Raw genomic sequence first — 15,908 nt, forward strand, 5'->3', positions numbered from 1 at the left:
TATAGTCCTTATAATTTTAGTTAGATTCTGACGTGTACTCGAAAAACCTGAGTACTGCGACCATACCTATAAAGTTAATTAGCGCATAGACGATGGCAATATCCAGAAAATCTGGTCGTCCCATAATGAAGCCAATCGTTGCGATGAATAAAACCGTCTTGGTGCCGAACATATTCACACCGAGAATTCTGTCATAAACAGTTGGGGCAACCATTGCTCGAGCTAGAGCAATCGCCATTACAATCAATATACCTACGCCGGATGCGGCGAGTACGCTATCCATTTGTCTTACCCCATGTTTTAGCAATCTTATCTGCCATACCGCCTTGCTTTAGCTCGTCAATCGAAGAAGATTCCAATGCATGAACGGTCACTTCTTCCTCATCCAAATCAACACTTAAAGTCCCGGGGGTCAAAGTAATAGAATTTGCATACAGGACTTTCTTGTTTTCAGGAACGGACGAAACAGGCAATTTCGCAATGGAAGGCGAGACGTTTGTTTTGCCTGTCCATATAAGGCGGGTCACCTGAATACTAGAAAGGAAAATCTGATAAATAAGCCAAGGTATGTAAATTAATGCCGCAAGAGGTGAACCGATTGTTCTAGGCTGCTCGTCGATCACGTCCATTCGTTTGATTACAAGTAGAACGATAGCGACAGATATAGCACCAAAACTCAGTAAAAGAGGTTGTATAAAGCCAGAAAGAAGCAGCCAAAAAACCGCTAACAAGATTGTCCATTTTGCGAGGTACATAGACCTTTATCCTATTTTTATTTGGCCATCGCTTTGCGATAGCTCTCATAAAAGCGGGACAACTCTAACGGGTAAGTTTCTATTTGGAAACTTACCGTTTTCTTAGAATTATAAATTACGAGCTCAAATTATTGCTGTGAATACGAGGCGAATTGAAGGTCTTCATCATTCGGAATACGCATTTCCTTGACCCAGCGCCCCCAAGTATATGGCCATAAAATTGGGTTACCATGCGCATCAAGATACCAACTTGTACACCCGCCAACCCACGCTGTCGCATCGAGACCGTTCTTAACATAGGCGTTAAAGTTTTCTACCGCAATGTTTGTCGGCTCAACGGCATCAAACTTACCACTGCGCCACTGGCTAATGAGCTTCAAAAGGTAATCACACTGTACTTCACTCATCGCGATAACTGAGAAATTACCGATCGGCGTGTTAGGTCCGAGAGTTAAGAAGAAGTTGGGAAACTTGGGTATTAACATAGAGCGGTAAACGCCCACGTTTTCTGCCCACGCATCATTGATATGGGTGTTATCTTTACCAATTAAGTTCATTGGGCGCATATACGCTAGCGGATCAAAGCCTGTAGACAGAACAAGCGTATCTAACTCATGTAACTTACCATCTTTAGTCACGACACCTTTGGGCTCGATATGATCTATTCCTTCAGTAATAAGTGCCGCATTGTCCTTCTGAATCGCCTTATAGAACGTCGTATTGATAATTAAACGCTTACAGCCAACTTGATAGTCGGGACGCAATTTGCGTCTAAGTTCAGGATCTTTAATTGCTAGCTTCAGGTTCAGCTTTACGAAAAACTCCATCAAAAAACGCTGAATTTTATGGCCTGTCACAGCTTTAGTGAAAAAATGCTCGACGAAAAACTTACCACTAGCGCGGCTGATACGATTCAGAGTCGGAAACCTACCTAATAAGCGTTTTACAAAATTAGGAATCGAAAAGTCCTTCAAGGGAAGAATCCATTGAGGCGTACGTTGGAATACGTTTACCTTTGCCCCAGAGTTAATGAGTTCTGGAATACACTGAGCGGCTGTAGAGCCCGTTCCGACAATACCAACAGACTGTGTCGCATCGAGTTGAACATCATGATTCCAATTAGAGGTATGGAACATGTTTCCTTCAAAGGAATCTAAACCTGGAATGTCGGGAAGGCTTGGATGATGCAGTATACCTGTCGCGGAAATAACGAAATCACATTCATAGTTATCACCAGTGCTGGTCGTAACTTTCCATACACCGTTATCAAACTTGGCTTCAGTAACCGTTTCATTAAACCGAATCATTGGCCGTAGCTCGTATTTATCAACCACGTTCTCGAAGTATTCTTGGATTTCATTACCACGAGCGAAAAAATTACTCCAATTAGGATTTGGCTCAAACGAATAGGTATACATGTGCGAGGGAATGTCACACGCAACGCCAGGATATGTATTCTCACGCCATGTACCGCCGACTTTTTCTTTTTTTTCGAGAACAATTACTTTCTCAATACCCGCATCTTTGAGCTTTTTCGCCATCAGAATACCTGTCATGCCAGCACCGATGACAATGACTGATGGATTACGTTTAAAAGACATGATTAATCCGTTTATGAATGTACAAACGAATAGCTTAATACAGGCCGAGGATGGCATTTAATGTCCTTGCTAACGCATCAGTTGTTATCAGAGGACAGTTAGAAGATAAGTACATAAAATCAATCACTTAAAGTCTGACATTTTATTAATCTGGTCTAACCTCCAATGAAATCGGACATTTAACCGTTTCAAATGAGATGCTTATATGGAGTAATGATCTGCTGAATAGTGTTTGATGTTAATATTCGCGCGTTTTATCGAACGCAGTGCAAGTTTTTATAAAAAACGTTGTGTCTAATGGCTTAAAAGGCCTAAAGCAGCTTTCAACACAGGTACACAAAATGGACGTAGTAATTATTGGTGCCGGTATTATGGGCGTTACTTTCGCGCATATCGCCAAAACCGTTGACCCTAATCTGAATATAACGATTCTAGAGCGCCTTGATCAGGCTGCTGGGAGCAACTCAAGTGTTTTTAATAATGCAGGTACCGGTCACGAAGCGAATTGCGAATTAAACTACACACCTGTCGATGAAGAAGTTATCAGTGTTGAAAAAGCCTTAGACATCCACGCGCAATTCAACGTCGCTAAGCAATATTGGGCAAACTTAGTAAAGAACGGAATCATTAAAGATCCCGAAAGCTTTATTCACCCGACGAAGCACTGCACGCTGGTAAACGAAGACAGTATTAATCTTCTACACATGCGCTATAAAGAGATGGCATCGCACCATTTCTTTGACGAGATGAAGTTGTCAGAAGACTTCGATGAAATTCAAAGCTGGATTCCACTAACGATGGAAGGTCGATCTCGTCATCAGAAGATGGCTGCAACACGCGTTGACCATGGCACCGATGTCAACTTCGAGTCGATTACTAAGCAACTTGCTCAGCATATGGAAAATGAGCAGAGTGCGGATATTCAATACAATACGCATGTTAAACGCGTGCACAAGAGCCCATCTGGTAGCTGGTTGATTGAATGCGAACAAAACGGCGTGGCGAAACAGGTGCGCGCAGACAAGCTATTTGTTGGCGCCGGCGGTGGTGCTTTCCCTATTTTAAAAGCGAGCCATCTACCAGCAGGTCGGCGCTTCTCAGGTTTCCCAGTTGGTGGTCGTTTTCTTGCAGCAGAGATAGATAAAGAAGTCGCCCAATCATATGGCGCAAAAACATATGGTAAAGCCGCTGTTGGCGCACCGCCAATGTCAGTTCCGCACTTAGATCTGCGTGTTGCTGACGGTAAATATTATCTACTATTTGGCCCATTTGCGACGTTCTCGCCGATTTTAGAGAAGGGTAGAGGAATCGTGGAGTTCATTCGAATGGTCCATTTACACGACATTCCTAACCTTCTTAATGTTGCCCGTGAACATTTCCCTCTCGTCACTTACTTGTTTAAAGAAACATTCAAGGGCGAAAGCGCGATGTTAAAAACACTTGATGAGTTTGCGCCGGGTCTTAGCAATAAATTCAATTGGAAGGTAGTTCAAGCAGGCCAGCGCGTTCAGATCATTAAAGATGGCGATCTACAAATGGGTACTGAAATTGTGACGTCTGAAGATTTGAGCTACGGAACATTGTTAGGCGCTTCGCCTGGAGCATCAGTCTCCCCAGAAGTTATGCTGCGCTGTGTTAAAACGTTGTTTCCAAAAATCGTCAAGAAAGAAGCAGCTCAAGAACGCCTTAAAACGCTCTTCGATGAAACTGATGTGGATGTGCTCATTGAGGATGCAGATAAATATAGAGAAATCAGAAACAGCGCTGACAAAATTCTCGGAATTAGAGAAATCTAATTAGGGCAAAGTTTAATTATCTAATACGTGCTTCATTAACCCTTGATAAAACACGTTGACATCAACTGGTTTTGCGATGCAATCGTCGAAACCAGTTTCCTCATATTTTTTTCTATCATCAGCTATGACGTTTGCTGTAAGAGCGATCACTTTCTGCTGCTTGTCAGTGCTTCTGATATGCTCACACGCAGTATCGCCATCCATGACCGGCATTTGAATATCCATCAATATCAAGTCAAATACTTCATGCTTCAAAAGATCTAAGCACTCTTGACCGTTCTCAGCGATCATGACGTCTGTGTTCATTGGCGAAAGCATGGTTTCACATACCACTTGGTTAATTTGATTGTCCTCAACTATGAGTACGCGTTTGCCTGACAAATCTGGCGGAGGCACATCTGCCTTTTCTTCTTTAAGCTCAGCTGCCTCAGCGAACTCTAAAGGCAGGGAAACAGTAAACTCTGTGCCTTTGCCTTGCACGCTTACGACAGACAGATCCCCACTCATTAAATCGACCAAAGCTTTTGTGATCGGGACACCTAAACCTGTCTCACCAAATTCTCGAGTTGTAGTTGTGTCGGCCTGTTCAAATCGAGAAAAGACTTTCTCTACCTGATCTTGGCTCATGCCAATACCGATATCTGCTATTTTGATTTGGACGCGCTGCCCAGCTTGCGATCCAACGCAATCAACATGGATCGTCACACTCCCTTCCTCTGTAAACTTAATCGCGTTTGAACAGAGGTTGAGTAAGATTTGCTTGATCCGTACAGGGTCGCCATCGTAGTAATGATTAAACTCTCGAGGAAAAATAAACTCTAATCCGATTCCTTTTTCTGAGGCCGCGTCTTTAAACATGAACTCTGCAGTTTCTACTAGATCAACAATATCAAACGAAATGCACTCTAGCTCAATCTTACCAGCCTCAATTTTCGAGTAATCGAGAATGTAGTTCACGATTGAAAGTAGGGAGTTACAGGACGTACGGCCTTTATCGATCAAATCATAATAGACAGGGCTATCTGCGAACTTATTTTTACGTAGAAGTTGGAACATGCCGTATATACCATTGATCGGCGTTCTGACTTCATGGCTCATATTTGATAAGAACTCACTCTTAGCCTGATTTGCGTTCTCTGACTGAATGCGAGCCGCATCTAATTCATCAAGTGATGCCTGAATACTTGTGCGCATGTCTTCAAAAGCGACGACGAGATCTTTTATCTCTCCATGCGCCTCAACAACCTTAAAATTAGTATCAACGCCTTTGCGAAAGTTCTTCGCTGACGTTGCAAGATCGATCAAAGGTTGGAGGACACGCTTGTTCATCAACACAACAAATACGCCCATAAACCCGATGAGAACGAACAATGCTGACATTGATGTGAATGTACTTTGGTCTTGCGCACGCCTGTATGACTTTTCACGCTCGATTAGTAAGTGCCGCTCTTCTGCAATAAAGTCTGAGATAAGTTCTCTAATCTCGACCATTGTCTTACGCCCTAGATCACTCTTCACTAGATCGAGCGATTCATTATGCTTCCCCTCGTCAAGCAAACCAATAGTTTGTTGTAGCTCATCAAACTTCACATCGATCAGTGTCATCAACTTTGCTAAGCGGACTTGCTGATTAGGATTATCTGACGTTAAGACTTGAAGATTACTAGCGGCATCTTTCAATGCCTTGATTCCGAAAAAATAGGGCTTTAAATAATCACCGGCTTCAGTCAACAGATAACCTCGTTGGCCAGTTTCAGCATCTGTTATTTAGCTCATTAGTTCTGTCGATTTCTGAAGTACTTCATCCGTGTGCAGAACCCATGCCTCATTAGTAGTAGAAGTGTCGTGACTTTTATATAGGAGCAGGGCATTCAGAGCGCCAATCAGAAAAAAATAGCTGAGAAAAAGAAAACGGAGCGTTTGATCGTAAGGTTAGTCATTTGACGTGTTTGTTAGCTAAAGTATGACACAAGCATAATAAAAATTTACGCAAGCTCAATGATCAATCAGATTTTCCTATAACTATGACGTAGTTAACATAACTTTACAGATGGCCTGAAATGCTAAGCATAGGTTTTTAGACTTATTGCTCTAAAAATAGCCAGTTGGTAGCATTCACGCCGCTAGTACAAGATGTCATTCAAACAACGTTATATAAAGGAAGTAATAACAATTAAGGAATGTTGTACGTCGTTTTAATATAAAAACAAAAGGAATCGATGATGCAATTCAAACTAAAGAAAGTATTCTTAGCGAGCGCCATATTCTTTGGCATGCTCATTCAAAGCTCTGCAGCTAACGCGATCTGTTGGTGGTGGCAAGATTGCAAAGCTTATCAAACTCAGCATCCAATTGTTTTGGTACATGGTCTGTCTGGGTTCGACAGCATCTTAGGCATAGATTATTTCTATGGCGTGAAAGGCGAATTGGAAGAGCGCGGTGCAACGGTTTACATTCCTAATGTTACAGCATGGGAAGACGGCTACGTACGTGGCGAACAGTTGTTGGCTTACTTAGAAGAGTTGCAAGCGATCACAGGTGCACAAAAGTTCAATTTGATCGGCCATAGCTTGGGTTCACCAACTAGCCGTTATGTTGCAGGTGTTCGTCCAGACTTAGTTGCTTCTGTTACCTCAGTAAACGGTGCAAACAGTGGGTCAGGTTTTGCGGATGCAGCGAGAGGAATCGTTCCTGTAGGTGGTGGTACAGAGGCACTGATCGAAGGTGCACTTAACTTCCTTGGAGACATTATTGACGCCCTTGCCGGCAATTCTGAATACACGCAGGACGCTTTAGGTGCGGTAACGTTCCTAACAACACCTGGCGCGGAAGCATTCAATGACTTATTTCCCGCGGGTCGTCCTACATCTTCGTGTGGAGAAGGCGCAGCTGAAGTAAATGGTATACGTTATTGGTCATGGGGCGGCGACTTCTTGCTAACGAACGCTCTTGATATTTCTGACCCATTCTTGGCTTTCACCGGCGCAACGATCTCTGGTCGCAATGATGGTCTAGTAGGTAGTTGTCAACAGCGCTGGGGTGATGTTCTACGTGTGAACTACAACATTAACCACCTTGATGGCGTTAACTTGTTCTTCGGCTTATCAAACTTATTTGAAGTCGATCCAGTTGTATTGTTTGAAAACCATGCACGTCGACTTAAGTCAGCAGGCTTATAGAAAATAGGGAAGGGGCTCAGTAGCCCCTTCTTTTATTCTACTTAGTTAAGTGTGAACACATTATGTATATTAAATTCTTAGTTGCTGTTGCTTTATGTGTCGCGACCTCATTTGTAATTTGGCAATACCAAGCGCTGGATCAGGATGCTCAAGATTTAGACACCTCTAAGACCAACCAAGACCATCAAAAATCAGTTATCGATTCTTCTCCTGAAGCAATCAACACTGAAACTCAGCAATTACCTTATGAGTCTGAGCACGGCGACCTTGTATCATCACTTCGCGGTATCTATTTTGATCGTGATTTGGCCGTCGATGAGAACGGCAATCTTCGTATTTCATCGGACCTAAAAGACATATTTGATTTCTTCTTTTCAGCTATTGAAGAAGAGTCATTGGAAACCGTTTTGGCGCGAATAGAAGAATATCTCAACTACAAATTAGAAGAGCCAGCCTTAAGCCAAGCACTTCAATCTTTAGAATCGTACGTTGCATACAAAACCGCGGTAATGGACCTAGAACTTGCATTTTCAAGCCGAATTGAAAGCTTTATTACAGACGGATCAATGTCGAGCTTAAGTGGTAGTTACCTTGATTTGATCGACGAACGCTTGCAGTTACTTAAATCAATTCGAGCTGAAAACCTTGGTTTAGAAATGCATGAGGCATTTTATTCTGAGCGTGAACAGTATGATGCATATATGATTGAGCGACTCAGAATCAACGCTGATCAAGCAATGAATAGTGAGCAAAAATCAGCGGCTTTAGAATCACTTGATGCACAAATGCCGGCAGAGTTTATCGAAAGTAGAAGCGGCGCAAATCCAGTTCAAGTTCTGCGTGAGAGCACCACTGACAATCAAGAGCTTACTGGTGAAGAGCTATATAATGCGCGCGTTGAAGCTGTTGGCGAAGAGGCTGCAGAACGTTTAACCAGCCTAGACTCCCAACGTAAGGAATGGGATTCACGATACACGAGCTACACAAGTCAACGCGATGAGATTTTACTAAACGATGCTTACAGCGACGAAGTAAAAGTAACCGAGCTTGAGCTGTTGAGAGATTCATTGTTTTCTAGCTCCGAGAAAGTGCGCGTGATTGCGCTTGATCGAATCCAATAGATAAAGCACTTAGAATGCTCCACTAAGTCACGCTGCTATACGTCGCGTGACTTACCACTTTCTGCACGCTTTTTGTTTTCAGTCTGAACGTAAATGGTATCGGTAGTCGCCATGCTTGTGTGCCCCAGATCTTCTGATACATCTTTTAATGCTCGACCTCGTTCAATCTCAAGACTGGCGCCTGTGTGACGTAACCAGTGCGTAGAAACTTGCTGAAAACGTGCCGCTGCCTCTTCGCCATGGCTTAAGCGCATCGCTTCAAAAGCCTGGTCAAAAACCTCTTGTACCAACCTCGATAATTGGCGAGCCGTCATACCATTGCGGCCACGAATCTTCGCAATAATAGGGTGCGTTTCTCCCAATACAGGAAGACTGTTTAATCCTCTAGACGCTCGATATCGCTTTAAATATGGAATAAAGCTTGGTGGAACGGTGACGTCCCGTAACTTTCGACCTTTTCCATATACTTTTAACCACCAATTATCATCATTATCTTTCCAGAAATGTCCCATTGTTGGGACCCAGTCTGCGCGTTCTGAGAACTCTGAAATTCGTAAAAATAAGGTTTTTAAGGACGCAATGAGAAATAAATTCCGCTCATACTTTGAGTCGTCATTGGCCATTTTTTCAGCGACATCAAGCAAATATTGCCATTGATCTTCACTCAGACGTTTCACGTCTTTAACTTGTGCGTCTTTTATAAAATACTTGCAGTCTTTTTTAGCAACTTGAACCGGATTTCCGTAACAAATCTCTTCATCCATCATATGTTTATAGAACGCATTTAAAGCTGTAAACATTGCGTGCAAGGTTTGCTGCGATGGACGATATAATTTTTTATCTGGCTTGGACTGATCGCCTTTAGCTTGAACTAATCGAAATGGAGCCCATTCGGGATTGATTTCAAACACACCGTTAGAGAAACGATATTTCTCGTGATTCACAAAGCAAATCCAATTTAACGGCGGTTGCCAAAAGAAATCTGCATAAGCAAGGATGTCTGATTTGCGCAGCTCATCAATTGGCTTATCGGATACAAGAAATGACCACAATAAAAACTTTTCGAGTTCTGAACGAAAACGTGTGTAAGTATGCTGAGATTTGTTGCGACCAATATAAGACAAAAATTCTTGACCCCATTGCCATGCATTGCGTTTCCATTTATCAGACTTTTCTAAATAGGTATTGAGTTCGGGAAAATCATCTAGACGAACATCTTTTAATTCATCATATGTAGGAAACAAAGGAAACGGCGTTGATACGGGCATAGCATGTTATTTTTTTGATTGAGGTTATACACAAGCCTATCTTCATATTAGCTTATGTCCAATACTAAAGAGTATTGGTAATTTAAAATTAATGTTTATTAGCATACCTATTAAGGCAACTTAGCAAATAACTCTTCACTATTGTTTTAAGCAGTGAGTTTGATTAAGAGCGCCTTATATAAGTCATTAGTGAGGGATATTTGAAAATCTTGTCTGCAAAAATGTAGGACATGATTGGCAGTACTCTTTTAGGTAGAGCGTGCTTAACTTTTGTTTTAGCCGATGAAAATGAGATTTCTTGTGAAGCCCACGCGTCACCTGAATCACGTTGACATGCTTTTACTGTTTGGCCTGACTTATCGATAATTTGAGCGAAATCGGCGCATTTAAAATCAGCACGAATAGAGTCTGAAGAGTTCCAGTGACGCCACATCAAAGGATTGACTGCACAATATGTTAGCCAAAGCGCTTTTGGATGTGGCATCTGACATTGAATCTGTCCAGTGGATGCAGACGAGATCACAGGCACTTCGAGTTCACTAGCAAGCAGCTTTGGAATATCGGAAAACAGATCAGCTGCGCTAGAGATCTTTTCGATAAGTCTAGGAATGAACCCAAGCTCACTATTAGATAGAGTCTGACCATCTGATAGATGATAAGTAGGATCTGTTGTAATCGGTGGTGACATACTAGCGAGAATAAAGTCGACCTCTCCGTCATACGCCTCCCATAAATTAGTATGCGCGATATCCCAACAAACAAGCATACCTATTTTTCCCAATGGCGTGTCCGCAATGGTTGTTTGGTGCTTACCCCTGAAATAACCTCGCTCCCACCCCCATGGATAATTCTTGTCATATTCCCACTGCTCGCCAGAGGAACTGATAAGCATAAAGCGGTTGTAGATGTGGGAATTTTCTCTGACTAAAAAGGTGCCCCCGATCATCATATTGTACTTCTTAGCGCAGCGCTTAAGAAATTTATAGGTTTTCCCAGTCGGTGATTCGGCAAGATCAAAGAGTTTTACGTCATAGGCATAGCCGAAGTTAAACATTTCGGGTAATAGAAAAAGATTGGCACCATCAAGGCTCGCTTCAAATATTAGCTTTTCAGCCCGCTCTAATCGCGCTTCAACTGGTGAAGGGTTTGCGTCCATCAGGCTCGATGCGACTTTTATCGTTCTCATTCTCGACACTTGATTTCATTATTGATGTTTTTTGGAGACAGATGATCAATCTTATCATGAGACTGTTTTAATTAAGTGAGACTAAGTTGATTCAAACACATGATTTCAGATCGTAGTGAGTTATCGTAAATATAAACAGAATATGGCCCCCTGATAATGACGAAAATATGCTCGTCATACTAACTCGGCAGCTATTTCAAAGTTTTTATCGACCTCGCGCGCGCTGTGCTCTATAGTGCGCGAAAATTTTAGGCAATCAGGCTTTTTGCTTGTCTCCATACATTCTGATCGAAGGTCGACTCATTGATTTCTACAGCAAATGTCACCATGCAATTTGGTGCGAAACCTCTCTTTGAAAACATTTCCGTCAAATTTGGCGAAGGTAATCGCTACGGACTTATTGGCGCAAACGGTTGCGGCAAATCAACGTTCATGAAAATCTTGGACGGCTCACTTGAGCCAACATCAGGAAATGTATCGATTTCTCCGAATGAACGTGTCGCTAAATTAAGTCAGGATCAATACGCATTTGAAGAATACAGCGTTGTTGACGCGGTCATTATGGGCCACAAAGAACTTTGGGATATTAAGCTTGAGCGCGAGCGTATTTATTCCTTGCCAGAAATGAGCGAAGAAGAAGGAATGCTTGTTGCTGATCTTGAAACACGTTTCGCCGAACTAGATGGTTATTCTGCCGAATCTAAAGCTGAAGAATTGCTGACTCATGCTGGCCTTGATCCTTCCATGTTCTATGGCTTGATGAGCGAAATCGCACCAGGTTGGAAATTACGCGTCCTACTAGTTCAAGCACTTTTCTCCGATCCAGACATACTGTTGTTAGACGAACCGACTAACAACTTGGATATCGATACAATTCGTTGGTTAGAAGAACTGTTAAATCAACGTTCAAGCACAATGATCATTATTTCTCACGATCGTCACTTCTTAAATGCTGTGTGCACGCACATGGCCGATATCGATTACGGTGAGCTGCGTGTTTACCCAGGCAACTACGACGACTTCATGATTGCTTCGACAGCGGCCCGTGAGCGTTTACAGCATGAAAATGCGAAAAAGAAAACTGAGATCGCTGAGCTGCAACAGTTCGTTAGCCGCTTCTCAGCCAACGCATCTAAAGCGAAGCAGGCAACGTCACGCGCAAAACGTCTTGAAAAGATCGAGCTAGAAGAAATTAAGCCTTCAAGTCGTGTTAGCCCGTTTATTCGTTTCAATCAGGAAAAGAAACTTCATCGCCAAGCATTGGTGCTTGAAGGTTTAGCTCATGGCTTCGATGGTGAAACTTTATTTGAAGGCGGCGATATGATTCTCGAAGCTGGAACACGTTTGGCGGTGATTGGAGAAAACGGCGTAGGTAAGACAACCCTACTCCGCTGCTTGATGAACGAGCTTGATGCTAGCGTTGGCACTATTAAATGGGCTGAGAGTGCAAGCCTTGGTTATTGCCCACAAGACAGTACGCGCGACTTTGCAGAAGATATGACTTTGTTCGAATGGATGGGCCAGTGGCGTAAGCCAGGTCAAGATGATCAGTTCATTCGCGGCATTCTGGGGCGCATGCTGTTCTCGTCGAAAGACATCGACAAGAAAGTCTCTGTTTGTTCAGGTGGTGAAAAGAACCGCCTGTTGTTTGGTAAGCTGATTATCGCTGAAACAAATGTGCTGATTATGGATGAGCCAACCAATCACTTGGACATGGAATCGATCGAAGCGTTAAACCTAGCACTCGAAAATTATCCAGGCACTCTGATTTTTGTCAGCCATGACAGAGAGTTTGTTTCTTCTTTGGCTACGCGCATTATTGAAATCAAGGACAAAAAGTTAAATGACTTCCAAGGCACTTATGAAGAGTACCTTGCGCGCCAATTAGCACTAGAAACCAAGCGTTAGTTGCCTAATTTTGCACAGGGCGTTTGCGTGGCGAGCGCCCTTCTCCTTTTTTGGACTTTATGGTTTCGCCCCCAGCCTGTTTATTGCTACTTTGCTTAGGCTTGTTCTGCTTTGGCTTGCCTCTAGCCCAAATATCTTTATTTGCCTGACTCTTTTTAACGTTGTCGCGAGATTTGTTGCCGCGTCCGTCGCTGTTATTAGCTTTTTTCTTGTTTTTATCCGGCTTGACTGAGGCAGACGTATTCTTTGAGTTTGTCTGATTAAAAGCATCGACTTTGGTCTTATTTTTCTTCGGTTTTTTCGCCTTAATTGGTTTTAAAGTCTGCGGAGATGCTGGCAATGCATTTTGAGCTTCGAAGCCTTTTATGTCTTCTCTTGGAATATGCTGCTGAATCAAACGCTCTATTCCGACGAGCTCTTTATATTCTTCTGCCGTGACTAACGAGACAGCTTTCCCTGCCATGCCAGCGCGCCCGGTGCGACCAATACGATGCACATAATCCTCAGCTACATGCGGTAAATCAAAGTTCACGACTTGAGGTAACTGATCAATATCAATTCCTCGCGCGGCAATATCGGTAGCAATAAGCGCTTGTAAATCACCGCTTTTAAAGTCTGATAGCGCCCTTGTTCTAGCTCCTTGACTCTTATTACCGTGAATCGCGGCTGCTTTAATTCCAGACTTAATCAGTTTTTGGCTTAGCTTGTTCGCGCCGTGCTTTGTCCGACAAAAGACGAGCACTTGATACCATTGATGGCGTTTAATTAAGGTAATTAAGGCTTGTGACTTGTTAGCTTTATCAATTGGAATAACTAATTGATCGACAGTTTTCGCGGCAGAATTTTTTGGCGATACAGAGATCTCAACGGGATCATGAATCAAGCCTTTCGCTAAATTACGAATGTCATCGGAAAATGTCGCTGAGAACAGCAGATTTTGTCTGCGCTTGGGCAATAGCGCGATAACGCGGCGAATATCATTGATGAAGCCCATATCCAGCATTCTGTCGGCTTCGTCTAGAACCAAGACGTCAATCTGGTCGAGCTTTACGGCATTCTTTTCACATAAATCTAGTAAGCGCCCAGGCGTTGCAACTAATACATCAACACCCTTTCTTAACTTCAGCATCTGAGGGTTAATCTTAACCCCTCCAAACACAACCGCAGAGCGCGTATCCGAGAATTGACTGTAATCGTCTAAACTCTGGTGCACCTGCGCTGCTAGCTCTCGCGTTGGAGTAAGAATCAATACTCGGACCTGACTAGCCTTTACACGAGCCTTTCCTTCAAGATACTGAATAATAGGAAGTGTAAAGCTAGCAGTTTTGCCTGTACCCGTTTGGGCAGCAGCCATCACATCACGCCCTGTTAATACGGCAGGAATAGCCTCTTGCTGGATTGGGGACGGTGTCTTATAACCTTTTAACTCAATTGCTTTTAGGATATTTCGATTAAGGCCAAGCTCTTCAAAGTACATTAAGTATTCGTTCTCAGTATGTGGGGGCAGAATGCGCGCGAAGTATAGGTGGGATTAAGCTTTTACGATACATAAACTTCATCATTCGTATGCTAGTAGGTCAAAACACGCACTGCGAGCTTGGTGCGACGATCTATTTATGTCACGATAAAAACAAATAATTAAGTGCTTAGGCGCAGTCTTGAGCTTCGCTCTAGACATACTAAATAAGCTGACAATAACGATACTAATAAATTCCGATATGTCGAACGTCTATACGATAATCAAGCTACTAGCTTTAACGCTCATCATTAGTGGCTGCGCAACAAGTTTTGATCGAACCAATATTCGCCCTGGTGAACGGGTATATGGCCCCGCGGTTTCAGTCGTTGTACCCACAGAAAAGTCTTGGTTTGCTGTCGATTACGGTACAGGAAACCGAATCAAATTAAGTCAACTTAACTATGACGACAGTTACTCGTTGAAGGTTGCGGTGAATAGAGGGCCAGCTTTCGGAATGTTTGAATCAGCGCAAGCACATCTCTCAGCCTATCGTGAAAATGTGAATGACGACGCGGTTGAAGGGCTGATTGTTCACGGTCGAGATTCTTGGGCTGCTGAAGAATACGGTAATACATGTATCACCTATGCAGAACAATTAGAAGATTGGCGTGGTCGCAATAATGCAGGCCCTGCTCTCGTTGATGTATATGGTTTGGTCTGCCCGCATCGTGGCTTGCCAAATATTCTGGTCAATGTTGAATTATCGCGACGTTATGAAGTGAACGCCCCAAGGATTAACGTTCAAAACTATGCAGAACAAGTGTTTAAATCAATTGAGTACGCTGGGGTCGACTAAAGCATCTTAAGCCTTATAATGCTGCGGTTTATAGAAAAAACCGCTTAATATTAAAAGGGTGTATGCATGCTTCATACGATTAATGTTCTGAACTCCACATTTGCATCTATTGCTCGCTCTTGGCGAGGAACATCTAGTACGAAAGAGCATTATCAGCCCGAAAAACCGATTATCCTGTTTGATCGTGAAGGCGATCCGGAATGCCGTCTTGTTCGAGAAACGCTTACCGCGCTCAATCTTGATGTCACAATCATGCCCTGTCCAATCGGTGGAGAAAACATCAAACAGCTGCGTCGTGATTCAGGCACAGATCAAGTACCCGTTCTGTACGACACAAATGTCGAAGAAAGTAGAAAAGGCGCATCCGATATTATTCAGTACCTTTTTAAGCAATATAAAGGTGTAGACGCACCATCACGCACACAAATCACACCTCAGCAATTGCGTCGTTCAAAACTTTCTTCTTTACTTCGTTTAAATGCTGGAATTAAAGCTAAGCCCTCGAAATCAGCGCAACAGCCGTTAACACTTTATAGTTTCGAATCGAGCCCATTTTCTCGCATAGTCAGAGAAAGACTGTGCGAACTAGAATTGCCTTATCAATTGATTAATCTTGGTAAGCAGCAAAAAGCGGATATGGGCCCTGCTAAATTTCGTTTTCATCGCGGTGAATACCGCCCTGTTCCAGAATCAAAACGTGAGGCATTTTTAGAAAAATGGGGCAACGTTCAGGTCCCATTTCTTGTCGACCCCAATACAGATAAAAACCTTTTTGAATC

13 protein-coding genes are annotated in these 15,908 nt (G+C 42.9%); 6 read left to right on the forward strand and 7 right to left on the reverse strand.

The window, feature by feature from the left end; all coding sequences use genetic code 11:
- Nucleotides 1-16: 16 nt before the first annotated feature.
- The 3 genes from A3762_RS15785 to A3762_RS15795 all read right to left on the reverse strand — a co-directional run bounded on the left by A3762_RS15785 (nucleotide 17) and on the right by A3762_RS15795 (nucleotide 2,356).
- Nucleotides 17-283: a monovalent cation/H+ antiporter complex subunit F gene (locus A3762_RS15785; protein WP_068756553.1), complete on the reverse strand. Its 267-nt coding sequence runs from the start codon at nucleotides 281-283 to the stop codon at nucleotides 17-19.
- On the reverse strand, nucleotides 276-755 hold the full coding sequence (locus tag A3762_RS15790; RefSeq protein WP_068756555.1) for a Na+/H+ antiporter subunit E: 480 nt from the start codon (nucleotides 753-755) through the stop codon (nucleotides 276-278). The genes A3762_RS15785 and A3762_RS15790 overlap by 8 nt, the downstream gene beginning before the upstream one ends.
- Nucleotides 756-883: 128 nt before the next feature.
- Nucleotides 884-2,356, reverse strand: coding sequence for an NAD(P)/FAD-dependent oxidoreductase (locus A3762_RS15795; protein WP_068756557.1), 1,473 nt, complete (start codon nucleotides 2,354-2,356; stop codon nucleotides 884-886).
- A gap of 341 nt (nucleotides 2,357-2,697) precedes the next feature.
- Here A3762_RS15795 and A3762_RS15800 point away from each other — a divergent pair, with 341 nt between their 5' ends.
- Nucleotides 2,698-4,152: a malate:quinone oxidoreductase gene (locus A3762_RS15800; RefSeq protein ID WP_068756559.1), complete on the forward strand. Its 1,455-nt coding sequence runs from the start codon at nucleotides 2,698-2,700 to the stop codon at nucleotides 4,150-4,152.
- Nucleotides 4,153-4,164: 12 nt separating this feature from the next.
- On the opposite strand, the gene A3762_RS15805 is transcribed toward A3762_RS15800, so the two are convergent.
- Nucleotides 4,165-5,919 (reverse strand): CHASE3 domain-containing protein, encoded by a 1,755-nt coding sequence (locus A3762_RS15805; protein WP_255375054.1) that lies wholly within the window; start codon nucleotides 5,917-5,919, stop codon nucleotides 4,165-4,167.
- Nucleotides 5,920-6,374: 455 nt separating this feature from the next.
- Here A3762_RS15805 and A3762_RS15810 point away from each other — a divergent pair, with 455 nt between their 5' ends.
- Nucleotides 6,375-7,331 (forward strand): triacylglycerol lipase, encoded by a 957-nt coding sequence (locus A3762_RS15810; RefSeq protein WP_068481860.1) that lies wholly within the window; start codon nucleotides 6,375-6,377, stop codon nucleotides 7,329-7,331.
- 62 nt (nucleotides 7,332-7,393) lie between these two features.
- Nucleotides 7,394-8,452 carry a lipase secretion chaperone gene (locus A3762_RS15815; RefSeq protein ID WP_068756563.1) on the forward strand — a complete coding sequence of 353 codons (1,059 nt, stop codon included), beginning with the start codon at nucleotides 7,394-7,396 and terminating at the stop codon, nucleotides 8,450-8,452.
- A gap of 35 nt (nucleotides 8,453-8,487) precedes the next feature.
- Here A3762_RS15815 and A3762_RS15820 read toward each other — a convergent pair whose 3' ends face one another.
- Nucleotides 8,488-9,720 carry a site-specific integrase gene (locus tag A3762_RS15820; RefSeq protein WP_068756565.1) on the reverse strand — a complete coding sequence of 411 codons (1,233 nt, stop codon included), beginning with the start codon at nucleotides 9,718-9,720 and terminating at the stop codon, nucleotides 8,488-8,490.
- Nucleotides 9,721-9,883: 163 nt separating this feature from the next.
- On the reverse strand, nucleotides 9,884-10,906 hold the full coding sequence (locus A3762_RS15825; protein ID WP_082869183.1) for a carbon-nitrogen hydrolase family protein: 1,023 nt from the start codon (nucleotides 10,904-10,906) through the stop codon (nucleotides 9,884-9,886).
- A gap of 303 nt (nucleotides 10,907-11,209) precedes the next feature.
- Here A3762_RS15825 and A3762_RS15830 point away from each other — a divergent pair, with 303 nt between their 5' ends.
- On the forward strand, nucleotides 11,210-12,814 hold the full coding sequence (locus A3762_RS15830) for an ABC-F family ATPase (protein ID WP_068756569.1): 1,605 nt from the start codon (nucleotides 11,210-11,212) through the stop codon (nucleotides 12,812-12,814).
- A 4-nt stretch (nucleotides 12,815-12,818) separates the two neighbouring features.
- Here the strand turns inward: A3762_RS15830 and A3762_RS15835 are convergent, their stop codons facing one another.
- Nucleotides 12,819-14,291: a DEAD/DEAH box helicase gene (locus A3762_RS15835; protein ID WP_068481847.1), complete on the reverse strand. Its 1,473-nt coding sequence runs from the start codon at nucleotides 14,289-14,291 to the stop codon at nucleotides 12,819-12,821.
- Nucleotides 14,292-14,532: 241 nt separating this feature from the next.
- Between A3762_RS15835 and A3762_RS15840 the strand changes: the two genes are divergently transcribed.
- Both A3762_RS15840 and A3762_RS15845 read left to right on the forward strand, forming a co-directional pair.
- On the forward strand, nucleotides 14,533-15,129 hold the full coding sequence (locus A3762_RS15840) for a hypothetical protein (RefSeq protein WP_068481843.1): 597 nt from the start codon (nucleotides 14,533-14,535) through the stop codon (nucleotides 15,127-15,129).
- 66 nt (nucleotides 15,130-15,195) lie between these two features.
- Nucleotides 15,196-15,908 (forward strand): glutathione S-transferase N-terminal domain-containing protein (locus A3762_RS15845; RefSeq protein ID WP_068756570.1); only part of this gene is annotated, 713 nt, incomplete at its 3' end.

The sequence above is a fragment of the Oleiphilus sp. HI0125 genome, from assembly GCF_001635355.1.

Excerpts from the sequence above, each read along its gene's own strand:
- A3762_RS15800 (WP_068756559.1), top strand. The coding sequence starts at position 2,698 with ATGGACGTAGTAATTATTGGTGCCGGTATTATGGGCGTTACTTTCGCG.
- A3762_RS15820 (WP_068756565.1), bottom strand. The coding sequence starts at position 9,720 with ATGCCCGTATCAACGCCGTTTCCTTTGTTTCCTACATATGATGAATTA.
- A3762_RS15835 (WP_068481847.1), bottom strand. The coding sequence starts at position 14,291 with ATGTACTTTGAAGAGCTTGGCCTTAATCGAAATATCCTAAAAGCAATT.
- A3762_RS15825 (WP_082869183.1), bottom strand. The coding sequence starts at position 10,906 with ATGAGAACGATAAAAGTCGCATCGAGCCTGATGGACGCAAACCCTTCA.
- A3762_RS15785 (WP_068756553.1), bottom strand. The coding sequence starts at position 283 with ATGGATAGCGTACTCGCCGCATCCGGCGTAGGTATATTGATTGTAATG.
- A3762_RS15810 (WP_068481860.1), top strand. The coding sequence starts at position 6,375 with ATGCAATTCAAACTAAAGAAAGTATTCTTAGCGAGCGCCATATTCTTT.
- A3762_RS15790 (WP_068756555.1), bottom strand. The coding sequence starts at position 755 with ATGTACCTCGCAAAATGGACAATCTTGTTAGCGGTTTTTTGGCTGCTT.
- A3762_RS15815 (WP_068756563.1), top strand. The coding sequence starts at position 7,394 with ATGTATATTAAATTCTTAGTTGCTGTTGCTTTATGTGTCGCGACCTCA.
- A3762_RS15840 (WP_068481843.1), top strand. The coding sequence starts at position 14,533 with ATGTCGAACGTCTATACGATAATCAAGCTACTAGCTTTAACGCTCATC.
- A3762_RS15795 (WP_068756557.1), bottom strand. The coding sequence starts at position 2,356 with ATGTCTTTTAAACGTAATCCATCAGTCATTGTCATCGGTGCTGGCATG.